Source organism: Acinetobacter sp. 24-47-67 (assembly GCF_056779735.1).
In genome coordinates this window covers 279,629-293,537 of record NZ_JBWYIK010000001.1, presented here as the reverse complement: position 1 = coordinate 293,537, position 13,909 = coordinate 279,629, and the positions used below count along the sequence as shown (strand labels likewise).

The 13,909-nt window shown below is 40.3% G+C and carries 14 protein-coding genes and 1 riboswitch; of the genes, 13 read left to right on the top strand and 1 reads right to left on the bottom strand.

The window, feature by feature from the left end; all coding sequences use genetic code 11:
• The first annotated feature begins 183 nt into the window (after positions 1 to 183).
• Genes AC1M9K_RS01465 through AC1M9K_RS01445 form a run of 5 tightly spaced genes read left to right on the top strand, consistent with a single transcriptional unit; the run spans position 184 to position 5,572 of the window.
• On the top strand, positions 184 to 2,277 hold the full coding sequence (locus AC1M9K_RS01465) for a TonB-dependent receptor (RefSeq protein ID WP_481588271.1): 2,094 nt from the start codon (positions 184 to 186) through the stop codon (positions 2,275 to 2,277).
• Entirely contained in the window at positions 2,277 to 3,293 is a 1,017-nt protein-coding gene (locus tag AC1M9K_RS01460) for an ABC transporter substrate-binding protein (protein WP_481588270.1), read from the top strand. The genes AC1M9K_RS01465 and AC1M9K_RS01460 overlap by 1 nt, the downstream gene beginning before the upstream one ends.
• Complete coding sequence (locus AC1M9K_RS01455; RefSeq protein WP_481587080.1) at positions 3,290 to 4,306, top strand: FecCD family ABC transporter permease; 1,017 nt, start codon at positions 3,290 to 3,292, stop codon at positions 4,304 to 4,306. Before AC1M9K_RS01460 ends, AC1M9K_RS01455 begins: the two co-directional genes overlap by 4 nt.
• Positions 4,303 to 5,067, top strand: a complete 765-nt coding sequence (locus AC1M9K_RS01450) for an ABC transporter ATP-binding protein (RefSeq protein WP_481588269.1) — start codon at positions 4,303 to 4,305, stop codon at positions 5,065 to 5,067. Before AC1M9K_RS01455 ends, AC1M9K_RS01450 begins: the two co-directional genes overlap by 4 nt.
• Position 5,068: 1 nt before the next feature.
• The gene (locus AC1M9K_RS01445) at positions 5,069 to 5,572 is read left to right on the top strand and encodes a GNAT family N-acetyltransferase (protein WP_481588268.1); all 504 of its coding nucleotides are present in this window, start codon (positions 5,069 to 5,071) and stop codon (positions 5,570 to 5,572) included.
• 54 nt (positions 5,573 to 5,626) lie between these two features.
• On the opposite strand, the gene AC1M9K_RS01440 is transcribed toward AC1M9K_RS01445, so the two are convergent.
• Positions 5,627 to 6,295, bottom strand: coding sequence for an epoxyqueuosine reductase QueH (locus AC1M9K_RS01440; protein WP_092766431.1), 669 nt, complete (start codon positions 6,293 to 6,295; stop codon positions 5,627 to 5,629).
• Between the two features lie 336 nt (positions 6,296 to 6,631).
• On the opposite strand from AC1M9K_RS01440, the gene AC1M9K_RS01435 reads away from it, so the two are divergent.
• From AC1M9K_RS01435 to AC1M9K_RS01400, 8 genes are all read left to right on the top strand, one after another.
• Positions 6,632 to 7,615, top strand: a complete 984-nt coding sequence (locus AC1M9K_RS01435; protein WP_481588267.1) for a putative oxygenase MesX — start codon at positions 6,632 to 6,634, stop codon at positions 7,613 to 7,615.
• 50 nt (positions 7,616 to 7,665) lie between these two features.
• Positions 7,666 to 8,709, top strand: a complete 1,044-nt coding sequence (locus AC1M9K_RS01430) for a methionine synthase (RefSeq protein ID WP_481588266.1) — start codon at positions 7,666 to 7,668, stop codon at positions 8,707 to 8,709.
• Positions 8,710 to 8,805: 96 nt separating this feature from the next.
• Positions 8,806 to 9,300 carry a flavin reductase gene (locus AC1M9K_RS01425; protein WP_481588562.1) on the top strand — a complete coding sequence of 165 codons (495 nt, stop codon included), beginning with the start codon at positions 8,806 to 8,808 and terminating at the stop codon, positions 9,298 to 9,300.
• A 43-nt stretch (positions 9,301 to 9,343) separates the two neighbouring features.
• On the top strand, positions 9,344 to 10,144 hold the full coding sequence (locus AC1M9K_RS01420) for a sulfite exporter TauE/SafE family protein (RefSeq protein ID WP_092766427.1): 801 nt from the start codon (positions 9,344 to 9,346) through the stop codon (positions 10,142 to 10,144).
• Positions 10,145 to 10,247: 103 nt separating this feature from the next.
• Positions 10,248 to 11,165 (top strand): LysR family transcriptional regulator, encoded by a 918-nt coding sequence (locus AC1M9K_RS01415; RefSeq protein WP_092766426.1) that lies wholly within the window; start codon positions 10,248 to 10,250, stop codon positions 11,163 to 11,165.
• A gap of 301 nt (positions 11,166 to 11,466) precedes the next feature.
• Positions 11,467 to 12,129, top strand: coding sequence for a hypothetical protein (locus AC1M9K_RS01410; RefSeq protein ID WP_092766425.1), 663 nt, complete (start codon positions 11,467 to 11,469; stop codon positions 12,127 to 12,129).
• A 232-nt stretch (positions 12,130 to 12,361) separates the two neighbouring features.
• Positions 12,362 to 12,473: riboswitch (guanidine-I (ykkC/yxkD leader) on the top strand.
• A gap of 28 nt (positions 12,474 to 12,501) precedes the next feature.
• Positions 12,502 to 13,239 carry an urea amidolyase associated protein UAAP1 gene (locus AC1M9K_RS01405; RefSeq protein ID WP_481588265.1) on the top strand — a complete coding sequence of 246 codons (738 nt, stop codon included), beginning with the start codon at positions 12,502 to 12,504 and terminating at the stop codon, positions 13,237 to 13,239.
• Positions 13,240 to 13,253: 14 nt separating this feature from the next.
• Positions 13,254 to 13,907 carry an urea amidolyase associated protein UAAP2 gene (locus AC1M9K_RS01400; protein ID WP_481588264.1) on the top strand — a complete coding sequence of 218 codons (654 nt, stop codon included), beginning with the start codon at positions 13,254 to 13,256 and terminating at the stop codon, positions 13,905 to 13,907.
• Positions 13,908 to 13,909: the final 2 nt, after the last annotated feature.

The window sequence follows — 13,909 nt, the reverse complement described above, 5'->3', positions numbered from 1 at the left end:
AAATTGGCATTTTTTTTGCCTCTAATTCATATCTTGTATACAAGAATGTACACAAAACTAATCCAGCGATGCCAGAACAACATTTGCTTAGTTTTAGTGCATAGATTTAATGAATAGTGCACCAATTTGAATTCAATATTTGTAAACGCATCAATATTGTGCGTATAAATGAGGATAGTTTTTTTGAGATCTCGTGTAACTTTATTAATAGGTTTAACTGGCATCAATCAAGGGGTGTTTGCAACAGATCAGGTCAAAACCCTAGATACGATTTATGTCAGCACAGCTTTAGCCTCAGAATCTACACAGCACGCTCAAGCGCTTACCAAATTTCAGCATGATCTATTTGATATCCCGTTTAGTAAAAGTCATCTGTCGCAAGACATCATCCAGCAGCAAGATATTCAGCGCATGGATCAAGCCCTTAGCATCGTGAGTGGGGTACTGCATCAAAATAATTATGGTGGGGGCTTTTGGGATAATTATTCATTCCGGGGATTTCAAGGCAATCCCAATATGGGTGTGGATGCCATTCGTAATGGGCTGAGTGTCAATCGTGGCATTTCTGCACCTAAAGATATGGTCAATATTGAATCACTGGATTTTTTAAAAGGTCCCAGTGCCGCACTGTATGGACGTGGTGAGGTCGGTGGGGCATTGAATGTCACCACAAAAAAACCGAAATGGACGTCTGAAACAGAACTTAATCTTCGTGGGACAACACAAGATGAATATCGCTTAAGTCTAGAACAGACTGCGCCAATCAGCGATGCGTTGGCGTATCGAATGGCAGTTGCAGTTGAGGATAATCAGTCGTTCCGTGATCATGTCAGTAGCCAACGTTTATTTGTCGCACCGCAATTCTCATGGAAATTATCTGAAAATACCCAAGTGCATTTAGATACTGAATTTACCCAGCATTTAGGCACATTTGACCGTGGTATCACGGCTGTAAATAACCAGTTATTGATGGATCCAAAGACCTTTACCGGTGAGCCTTCTGATGATGATATGCGCGTCAAAGACAATCTCTATCAAGTTCGATTAAAGCATCAGTTCAATGACGCATGGCAGATGAATGCTGCGATCAGTTATAAAGACGCCCAGATGGTGGGCTATTCGACAGAACCACGCAAATTACAAGCAGACTTAGAAACGCTAGAGCGTCAGCGTCGTCATCGTGATTATCAGACCGATGATATTTTGCTCCAAGCTGAAGTACTTGGCCAACTGCAACTCGGTCATGTTCAGCATGAATTTGTACTCGGTGTAGAAACAGGGCGTTTAGATTTTATGCAACGTCAATTGCGTCTCAATCACTCGGCTGCTCAGCCCAATTGGATCAACATTTACGCTCCTATTTATGGGCAATTTAGCCCTGAACTGCCTTTACATACCAATTCGGATGAACGTCAGCAGTACATGGCTGTGAATGTACAAGATCAGGTCTTTTTTAATGATCAATGGAATATTTTATTCGGTGGTCGATTAGATCGTGTCGAACAGCGCTTTATCAATCATCGCACGCAGTTCAAAGATGAGAGCACAGCACAAAAGTTTAGCCCACGAATTGGTCTGAATTATCGTCCTACACCAGCACTGTCTTTTTATACCAATTATGGCGAAGCTTTTTCCATGAATAATGGCATGGGTCGTACAGGGGAGACGTTTGCACCTGAAACAGCGAAAAGCTATGAAATTGGCGCGAAATACCAATCGCAAGATCACAGTATGCTTAGCATCGCCTTGTTTGATATGACCAAAAAAAATGTCCTGATGACAGATGCAATTGACCCCAATTTTGAAGCTGCGGTTGGCGAAGTGAAAAGCAAAGGGCTCGAAATTGACTTCAACCATCGTATCAATAACCAGATGATGGTGTCAGCAGGCTACGCCTATATGGATGCCAAAGTCAGCAAAGATGATGTGTTACCTGCAGGCTCAGCACTGAGCAACGTACCCAAACATAGTGCACATGTCATGGCAAGTTATGACCTTTGGCAAAATACGCAACATGCAGCAGGTCTAAATTTCAATCTCCATTATGTCGGGCAACGGAGTGGAGACAGCCCAACCAATACGGCTAATGGTTTCAGCTTACCTGCCTATACCGTATTGAACCTTGGGGCTTATTACCAAGCAAATCCAAATTTACGCTATCAATTGAATATTCATAATTTGTTAAACGAAGAATATTATCTATCCAGTTATAGCCATGTATGGATTCAACCCGGTGAGCCGATCAAAGCAGCGTTATCGGTACAGTGGCAATATTAATGCAAAGATTTATTGTCATTTTACTGAGCTGTGTACTGTTGGCTTGTACGGCAACAGAGCAACCGATACCAGCAAAAATACAAAGCCCAACATCGCGTTGTGTGATGGATAGCTCACAGACCGAAGTCTGCCTAGCTCAGCCAGCACAGCGTATTGTGTCCTTGTTTGAATCAGGTTTAGACGGGCTATATATGTTGGGGCAGGGTGCAAAGGTCGTGGGGATTCCTGCTGAGGTCTATTTACAGACCTTGTTGTTTCATGCTTATTCCAAAATGGATCCACGTATTGCCAATAAGCAACTCGCTACACCTTCACAAGGCTCAAATGCCACCAACATTGAAAGCTTAATGCTATTAAAGCCAGATTTGGTGATTTTAGGTAGTGGGCAAACACAAACCATTCAATTGCTTCGACAATTTGGTATTGCAGTCTATGTGATGGAATCAGGCACTTACGATCAGGTGAAAGAAGAGCTGTATGAAATTGCACAGCTTACAGGTGCTGAGCAACGGGCTAAAGAAATTCTGGATTTTTCAGATGTGCTTCTGGCTGAAGTGGCACTCAAAACCTCAAAGCAAAAATATAAGCAATCAATATATTACGCATGGTCAGGTGGACGAATTTATTCAACCTCAGGCCGTAAATCGATTACCAATGATTTTATTGAATTGGCAGGGGCTTACAACGTGGTTAAAACGGAGACCAATCAACCGAATGTCAATCCAGAAACGTTGATTGAGTGGAATCCTGACAATATTGTACTGTGGAATACCGACCCAAACCTGATTTATCAGCGTAAAGAATTGCAAGGTCTAAAAGCAGTACAACAACAGAAAGTGTTTAATCTCAGCCCTGCATTTATCTATAACCCACATACCATCAAAATTCTTGTGACTGCGATTTATCTGCATCATCACATTTACCCTGACACCTCAGACTTAGCAGTTGAAGCCTTGCAACTCAAAATTTTAGAGAAACTCTATGGTCAGAAAATTGCCAAGGAGTTGATGTCATGAATAAGGCAAAATTGAAATACACCTGGTTTTATCCATTGCCGATTCTACTGATTTTTATGTCGCTGTTGCTAGGACCGAGTCAAACATTAAGCGCAGGGGATTATGCACTGTGGTTTATCCAGTGGATGTTGGGTACAGCGTATTTTGATGCGCAACAATTTAGCTTGATGCAAAATATTGTCTTCAATATTCGCCTACCACGCATCTTATTGACCTTTATGGTCGGGGCTGCTTTGGCAACAGCCGGCAATGGCTTGCAAGCTTTGTTCCGCAATCCCTTAGTGGATTCCTATGTGCTGGGGATTTCATCAGGTGCCGCCTTTGGTGCCGCCCTAGCATTATCTTTGAGTTGGTTATCGCCCAATTTATCGGCGTTTATTTTTGGCGTATGTGCAGTGGCATTAACCTATGTGTTTGCCCAGCAAAAGCATGAAAGCCAAACTTCATTGGTGATGGTGATTTTATCCGGCATGATTGTTTCAGGTCTGTTTTTAGCAGGACTGACCATTATTCAATATTTAAGTGATCCTTTTAAATTACAAGCGATCGTGCAGTGGACCATGGGGAATTTACATCAGGCATCGTGGCAGAAAGTCCAATATGCGGTTGTGCCGATTACGGTGGCTTTAATGGGCTTATACGCCATGCGTTGGCGCTTGAATCTGATGGCATTGGGAGCTGATGAAGCACAAGCGGTGGGGGTGAATCCGAAGTGGGAGCAACTCATACTGATTGTATTGGTGACGCTATGCACCTCCACTTCAGTAGCTGCCGCAGGCATTATCAGTCTATACGGACTATTTATGCCGCATATTGTGCGCATGCTGGTCGGCCCTGACCACCGCTACAGTATTCCTGCCAACATGATTCTAGGCGGTAGTTTTTTACTGCTGATTGATAATTTTTCACGAGTTTTACTGAGCTTTGAAATTCCAATCGGCATTTTCACCATGCTCCTCGGTGCGCCATTTTTCTTATTATTAATCAAAACACAAAGGACGGCTTGGGCATGATTCATATTGAACAGTTGAACTATGCCTATGGGCATAAACACGTGTTAAAAAATATTCAGCTTGAATTTCCAGCCCATCAGTTCTCGGTGATTTTAGGTCGCAATGGTTGTGGCAAATCGACCCTATTTAAACTGATGGCAGGTTTAGAACAGACCACAGATGGGCAAGTACTTTATGCAGGTCGAGCTTTAGAAAACATAAAAGGTAAAGAAAGGGCCGCGCTACTTGGATTTTTATCGCAGTTCCATAAAACGGTTTTCCCATTTTTAGTTAAAGATGTGGTGATTACAGGTCGGGCTGCATTTAGTCGATTTCGTCCATCTAAACAAGATTGGGACATGGTCGATCAGGCTTTAATTGATCTCGATATCGAACATTTAAAAGAACGCCCTTATACCGAGCTGTCAGGCGGAGAGCGTCAATTGGTGATGATTGCCCGTATTTTGGTGCAAGCACCAAAAGTGATTTTATTAGATGAGCCGACCAATCATTTGGATGTCTATTATCAATCTTATTTGATGAAAAAACTGCGTCAATTGTCACGGCAGAATTTTACTGTGATCGCCATTATGCATGACCCGAATTTGGCATTTTTATTTGCCGATCATTTGTTCTTTATGCGTGAACATGAAGTGATTCGCCCTGATTCAAAAGCGCGTCTCACCGATCCGAAATTTTTAAAAAGCGTCTACGATGTGGAGTTTCATGAAGCCATGATTCAAGACAAGACCATTGTTATCCCTGATCATTCTTGGTTGTAAAATGAATTTATCCTATGAAACACTGCAATCCGCTGATCAATCTGTCATTCAATTTGCTTTAGATTCACGGCAGCTTTTATTTCCAGAACTGTATGGTGCTTGTATTCCAAAAGATATTGCCCAGTTTGAGCAGTACTATGTGGACAGTCCTTTAGGCTGTTTTATCGTGGTCAAAAATCAAGCCAAAATTATTGCAACGCTTGCTTACCGTGCCTATGACGGACGTTTTGATTTGGATATTGCTGAAGGTGCTGTTGAGGTGGTCAAACTTTTTGTACTGCCTGAATATCGTCGACAAGGCATTGCCACGCAACTGTGTCAGTTATTATTTACACATGCCGAGCAACACGGCATAGAAACCTTGTATTTGCATACACATCCATTTTTACCTGCGGCGGAGAAGTTTTGGTGTTTACAAGGTTTCGAAATAATTAAGCGTGAATGGTTAAAAACATACGATACCATTCATATGTTAAGAACTATAAAATCTGATCAACGATTTTGAAATTTAGCCATAAGCTTAATTATTTATATAGATTATAGCTAAATACTGAAGTAATCAGTCTAGATCATCCAGAGCATTTGAATAGAATTTCACACCTATTTTGATGCGATCACGCCCTTGGCTCATACGCCAACGATTAGTATCACGTAAGGAATAGACGCAACCACAATATTCCTGTTGGTAAAACTCCTCTTTTTTGCTGATTTCGAGCATACGCACAGCACCACCATTCTTACGCCAGTTGTAATCCCAATAAGTTATCCCTTCATAATGTGAAGCTGAACGATGACCACAGTCGTTGATTTGCTTCATATCTTTCCAACGGGAAATACCAAGCGAACTACTTATTAGACTGAAGCCATTTTCAGCTGCATATAAAGCTGTACGTTCAAAACGCATGTCAAAACACATAGTACAACGAATGCCTTTTTCAGGTTCATTTTCCATACCTTTGGCGCGTGCAAACCAATTGTCTGTATCGTAATCACAGTCGATAAAAGGAATGTTATGTTTTTCGGCAAAGCGAATATTTTCTTCTTTACGAATTTCATATTCTTTGACAGGATGAATATTGGGGTTATAAAAAAAGATCGAAAAGTTGATGCCTGATTCAATCAGGGTTTCCATCACTTCACCCGAGCATGGTGCACAGCAGGAATGAAGTAGAAGTTTGTCGTGACCTGCTGGGAGAGACAGTTTTTGACGTTCAAGTTTGTTTGACATGGTTATATAGGTTTAAATTTAAACCCTATATTTTAAAGATTGAGTTGATAATTAAACCTCTAATAAGCTGATATTTTCTAAGGTTAGGTTGAGATAAATTCACTTGTGCACCATTTGAGTGAACGGAATCGCATCCGTATACCAGTGATCTACTCATTAACTGCATGGATAAGTTAGCTCATCTATTCTAAATCGCTTTGAAATAGCGAATATGCTTTAACATGAGGGATTCTCATCTTAAGCTGAATTTATATCGTTTTACTCACTTTATTATTCACGTTTAAATACAGCCATTCAGAAATTTAGTTTTTTATAAAATTTTAGGTGGCAATCTCCATGAGTACAGCATTTGAGTGTTCAATTAAACGTATCCGTTTTGATGAAAACTATACGCCAGCAGAAAGTACACGTTTGACTACAAACTTTGCTAATTTGGCTCGTGGTGAAAGTCGTCAGGAAAATCTGCGCCGTACACTTGCGATGATCAACAACCGTTTTAATAGCTTGGCGACTGTCGATAATCCTAAAGGTGATCGCTATTCACTTGAGATCGACATCATTTCTGCAGAAATTGATATCGAAGGCAATGGACAAACTTTCCCATTTATTGAAACACTGAAAAGTGTGGTGATTGACCACCAAACAGGTGAACGTATTGAAGGTATGATTGGCAATAGCTTCTCATCTTATGTGCGTGATTATGACTTCAGTGTGGTATTGCCTCAGTTGGGTTGTGGCGTGGGTGAAAAACCTGAAGATTTTGGTAATCTACATGGCAAATTGTATAAACATCTGGTGAATTCAGCAGTATTTAAAGCAGAATTCAACAAAGAACCGGTAATTTGCTTAAGTGTTTCAACCTCTAAAACCTATTACCGTACCACCAACGTACATCCTATTTTGGGTGTGGAATACAAAAATGATGAATATTCACGTACCGATGAATATTTTGCCAAAATGGGCTTACGTGTACGTTATTTCAAACCTGAAGGTGGTAACGCACCACTCGCATTCTATTTCGCTGGAGATTTACTTCGTGATTACACTGATTTTGAATTGATCAGTGCGATTGCAACTATGGAAAGTTTCCAACGCATCTATCGACCTGAAATCTACAACACCAACTCTCCTGCAGGTGTGGTGTATCAACCAAGTCTAAGCTATGGCGATTATTCACTTACACGTGTGGTGTATGACCGTGTAGAACGTGCTGAGTTAGCAGTCAAACAAGGTAAATGGACAGAAGAAAATTTCATTAAGCCTTATCAAGACATTTTAAATGAATGGGCTGAAAATTTCGAAGTCGAAACAGCTGCTTAAAACATCCAATTGATATACAGATTCACGAATTTAGAGAAAGAAGATTAGACATGGCACTTACACCACCGAAATTATTACTCCCAACTTCAACTGCGGGTAGTTTACCGAAGCCATCTTGGTTAGCTGAGCCTGAAAAACTATGGTCTGCATGGAAACTCGAAGGGGAAGAGCTTCTTGAGGCAAAACGTGATGCATTGAAATTATCATTACATGAGCAAGTCACTGCTGGTATTGATATCGTGAGTGATGGTGAACAAACCCGTCAGCACTTCGTCACCACATTTATTGAGCATCTTGATGGTGTGGATTTCGAAAAGCGTGAAACCATGCGTATTCGTAATCGTTATGATGCAAGTGTACCTTCTGTTGTGGGCGAAGTTTCTCGTAAACAAGCGGTATTTGTTGAAGATGCGAAATTCTTGCGTAGCCAAACCAATCAGCCAATTAAATGGGCGTTGCCTGGTCCAATGACCATGATTGATACTTTATTTGATGGTCACTACAAGAGCCGTGAAAAATTGGCTTGGGAATTTGCCAAAATTTTAAACCAAGAAGCTTTAGAGCTTGAAGCAGCAGGCGTGGATATTATCCAATTCGATGAACCGGCGTTTAACGTATTCTTCGATGAAGTAAATGATTGGGGGGTACCAACCCTAGAGCGTGCACTTGAAGGTTTAAAATGTGAAACTGCGGTTCATATTTGCTACGGTTACGGTATTAAAGCCAATACCGATTGGAAACAAACTTTGGGTAATGAATGGCGCCAATACGAAGAGTCATTTCCGAAGCTACAACAATCTAAGCTCGATATTATTTCGCTTGAATGCCAAAACTCACGTGTGCCAATGGATTTGATTGAATTGATTCGTGGTAAGAAAGTCATGGTCGGTGCAATTGATGTGGCAACTAATCAAGTTGAAACCGCAGAAGAAGTCGCGAATACCCTGCGTAAAGCTTTGCAATTTGTGGACGCGGATAAGCTTTATCCATCAACGAACTGTGGTATGACGCCGCTCTCTCGTCAAGTGGCACGTGGCAAGCTTGAGGCTTTAAGTGCTGGAGCTGCCATTGTCCGTAAAGAGCTAGAAGCTTAATCAAACGTAGTCTTGTATTAATCAGGGCAAATCGTCGCAAGATCATTTGTTCTGTCTAATGTACGACACGTCATATGTATATTTGAGATGAAAGAGATGATTGAAGCAACAGACTTTAGAAATGCAATGTCTTTACTTACAACTGCGGTAAATGTGATTACAACCACAGGCGAAGCAGGGATGCATGGCTTTACTGCATCTGCGGTATGTAGTGTCACAGATACTCCGCCAACACTATTAGTCTGTATGAATCAGTCCTCTCGTTCACATGTACATTTTGTTGAAAATAAAATCTTAGCTGTAAACGTACTGAGTACTCAGCATGAACAGCTTTCGAATGCTTTTGCTTCAAGCAAGCTCAGCTCAGAAGATCGCTTCAGACTAGGTGATTGGATTGATTTAAAAACTGGGTCGCCGATTTTAGAAGATGCTTTAGTCAGTTTTGATTGCGAGATTGAGACTATTCAACAAGTCGGTACACATAGTATTTTTTTATGCCGTGTGACTGCAGTAAAGCAAAGTAATCAAGAAGAAAGTTTGGTGTACTTTAACCGTGCTTATCATCAAGTGGGTCAGTTGGAACACGCTTAATTCAACCCCTTAATCCCTTCATCTTTTTAAAAGTTAGTCTATTGTGGAACTTATAACCTTTTTAATCATCGGTGCATTTGCTGGTTTTGCGGCTGGGCTGTTTGGTGTAGGCGGTGGTACGATTATTGTGCCACTACTTTTTATTGTCTTTACCCAAATGGGTTATGATCCTGATGTCATTATGCATCTGGCACTAGGAACATCTTTAGCAACAATCGTTGTCACTTCGATTAGCTCATTAATGGCACACCATAAAAATGGTGCTGTGCTATGGCCTGTATTTAAAAATTTAGCTCCACCCATGGCCATCGGCTGTTTTGCAGGTGCTGGAATTGCTGGTTTGTTACCGGGATTACATCTTCAAATCATGGTCGGCTTATTTTTGATTTGGGTGGCGTATACTATGTTTACAGGCGCGAACAAAGCAGTTAATTCAACAATGGCTCTTCCTTCATCAAGTCAGCAAGTTGCAGCAGGTAGTGTCATTGGGATTGCATCTGCACTCTTTGGGATAGGTGGTGGTAGTCTGACCGTTCCATATCTGAATCGTTATGGGGTGGTGATGCAAAAGTCTGTCGGTACATCTGCTGCTTGTGGATTACCAATAGCTCTAGCTGGTGCTATAGGGTTTATGGTTTTTGGTATGACTGCTGAGATCAATGTGCCGAATACCATCGGGTATGTTCATATTTATGCTTTCATTGGCATTAGTGTGATGAGTTTTATAACAGCAAAATTTGGTGCCAAAACTGCACATGCCTTATCGCCAGCAATGTTAAAGAAATGTTTCGCTGTCTTGTTGGTTATCATAGGAAGTATCTTCCTTGTAAAAGGATTGATTTAATTTCACCCAAATGTCTTATCAGCCTAGATAGCTCACTTAATGTGGGCTAAAGCGAAGATTTTAATATGTCCCTAGAGGGATCATGATTTGAGTTTTTTCCCATATGATCGAACTAAAACATTTGAAAATGCTATTGGCTTTGAGAGAGCATGGCTCTTTAGTCGCTGCAGCGAGTGATCTCTGCATTACACCTTCAGCCGTATCTCATCAGTTACGTGAGCTTGATCAGTGGATGGGGGTTGAAGTCGTCAACCGCAAGACGAGACCAATTACTTTTTCTAATGTTGGCTTAAGACTGTTGCAGTTAGCGGATGAAATTTTACCGCAAGTTCAGATTGCTCAAAGCGATATCACGCGTATTATCCATGGGCAAACTGGCAGAATTACATTTTCTTCAGAATGCCATAGTTGTTTTGATTGGCTCATGCCGATATTAAATCAGTATCGAAACCAATATCCTGATGTTGATTTAGATTTCGCATCAGGGTTTGAAGCAAATCCTCATGAATTGCTACAAAATGGCGAATTTGATTTGTTGATTACTGCAGACCCAATTGCATTAAAGGGAGTTGAATATTTCCCAGTATTTGAATATGAATCACGACTTGTTTTATCTACAACACATCCTTTGGTACGTGCAAAAAACATTACTGTTCAAGATTTAGCTGATGAAACGCTGATTACATTTCCAGTAGACAAACATCGTTTAGATATCATGTCGAAGTTGTTCATTCCTGCAAATATTCTTCCAAAAAATATTCGAACCACAGATCTGACCCAGATGCTGATTCAGTTAGTCGCAAGTGGGCGTGGAATCGCAGCTTTACCAGATTGGGTGGTAAACGAATATGAAACCAAAGGGTGGGTCACTTCACGTCGCCTAGATTGCGTTGCACCAGAGGGGTTAAGGCGTACTTTATATGCAGGTTTTCGAACTGAAGATAAGGAAAAAGATTATTTCGATTCATTTATAAAAAAATTAGCTAAATTTTCAGAATCAAGAAAACTTTATTACATGTAATAAAGTTTAATCATTCTGAATAAAGTGAAGATTGAACCTCGAATGAATCTTCATATCAATAATGAGCGAAGTTAAGATGAAAATTAGATAGTCGCTATTATTTGTATGAAGACGAATTTTTTGCTTTTGATTATACTTTTTTAACTAAGATTGATGTCTGACATCGAGACATTGGACTCATCATCTGTTTGTAGAAAGTAAACGATCTGATCTCAGTCCATTGTCCACCATTTTGGTCATTTATCTAAGTGTTTTTTTTTAATTATAAAACTCAATTCATTATAAATTTAAGATTATATCCATGATACAACTCATACCTTCATTTTCAGTTTCAGACTATCTCAGCTTATTTTCGATTATTTGTACGACGCTTATAGGTATCGTCGCTGTCTTTTACGGTCGAAAAACGTATTTTGTGAGTCTGAAAAGTTTTAATGAAAATAAAAATTTATATGAGGCTGCATCTTTTTACATTCGAGAATTTATCTCTGTAAGCCCGAATAAAACAATAGATCCTTTTTTGAAGAAAATTGCCAGTGATCAACTCAATGGCGGTGTCGAGATTCCTTCATTTTTAACCGATATACTTATACGCAAATATGCAGATTACTATTTTTACTTAGTGAAGTCCCTTCGCACTACATGGAAATTTTTTAAAGTTGAAAATGGAGAAATTCAATGTATTTATTCAGAACGGGAATTAGTCTTTAAAGGGTTAGCGTATGGTGCCTTATATACCGTCACCGGTTCTTTAGCTTTTTTTATATTTTCAAATTTTACTTGGTTTTTAGCTCGTTATACTTCAGATAGCGCATTAAACACAGGGATGACTTTAATCATTTTACTTGTATTTCTTTTGTTCGTAGCACTTGGAAGCTTAGTTATGATTTTTAAGTTAATCACTGTGCGTGATATCAACCAGAGTCTAAACCTACTTAAGCAATCAGAAAATAACCGCTCATAACAAACAAAATAGAATCATGTGTTAGCTTTTTTCTTTGCACAAGAAAATTGCACGCAGGTTAATTTCGGTGCTTACCGAGTATTCTTTACTCCGACTGATTCAACAGGTTTACTTCAATAAAGTTCCGTTCAATACAATCAGCTCTAAGAGAAATGTTATATATCAAGCGACAGTAATACTAAAACACAAAAGAGTATTACTTTGGCACAGCCTTTGCATCTATTTATTCAATCATAAAGTGATCTAGGGTTCCGATACATGAAGTTTCATGTAGGTCTGCGACCGAGAGTTCACGGCTTAAGTTGCAAGCTTAAGCTACACGGAGGGATAAAAGCCCGGGAGGTAAACCGTAAAAGATTGGGATGGATGCATATGAGCACAATAAATTATCACGAAGATCAAGTCCTTTGGACGGAACGTTTACCGGGTGGACACCACTGGTCAGCACGCATTCAGCGTGGCGCAGTATTACAACTCAAATCCTTAGGCAAAAATGCCAATGTGGCTCTATACTGTGTAAATTCAGAAGATAAACTCGAACGCTATAACATGCCAGACAGCTTAAAAGGGCAACATACGGCATTTTTAAGCACGGGGCATATCCTTGCATCTGACCTGGGTCGCGCGATGATTTCCATTGTCAAAGACGACCACGGGTGGAATGATGCATTCTGCGCACCAAGTAATGCACAACAAATCGAAAAACAATTTGGCACGCAAACCTTTCAAGATGCCCGTAATGACATGTACCGTAACGGCAAAGATTCTTTACTGCTTGAAATGACCAAATTCGGCTTATCCGCAACAGACCTTAGCAGTACTTTAAATCTGTTTTCCAAAGTTCAACCAGATGACAATGGCAACCTCAGTTATGTGGCATCTGACAATACTGATCAAGTGATTGAACTGCGCTTTGAAATGGATTGCTTAGTGTTCTTATCATCCGCACCGCATGCTTTAGATAACAGCACGGAATATGCGCCTGTCGATGTTCAATTGTCTTTATACAAAGCACTTCCTTTAAGCGACAGCGATGTATGTCGTGATTCATGCCCGCAAAATCAGCGTGCATTTCAAAACAATAATCGTTACTACGCACTCAGCGCTTAATTGGGGGATACAACATGACTGCATTAGTGAAATTAGAAAAATCAGTTTTAAGCGAAGTTTGTCCTGCCGGTGAAGCATGGATGTGCGAAGTCAAAAAAGGACAGTATTTCCGTATTGTGGATTTAGAAGGCAACCAAGCGGTGGATACGCTGTTTATCTCGGCATCAAACCCTGAAGAGCGTTATAGCGCAACTGATACCTTAGCGATTAATCAACAAATCTATTTAGAAAAAGGCACAGCTCTATACACCAACTTTGGCAACAAAATTGCCACCATCCATGATGATAACTGCGGTCGCCATGACACTTTAGGCGGTGCTTGTTCATGTGAAAGTAACACCGTTCGTTATGCACATGACAAATATCCAATGCACAGTTGCCGTAACAATTTCATGATTGCATTGTCTCAGCATCCAATTGCCAAAAAACATGGCTTAAACGTGCACCACATCGGTCCAAATATTAACTTTTTTATGAATGTGCCCGTGACCTCTGAGGGGCATCTAAAGTTTGATGATGGTATTTCTGCACCGGGTAAATATGTGGAAATTAAAGCGGAAATGGATTTAATCGTGCTGATCTCCAACTGCCCACAACTGAATAATCCTTGTAATGCCTATAACCCAACCAAAATTCAATTGATCATCCGTGAAGGCGAGGACGCATAACC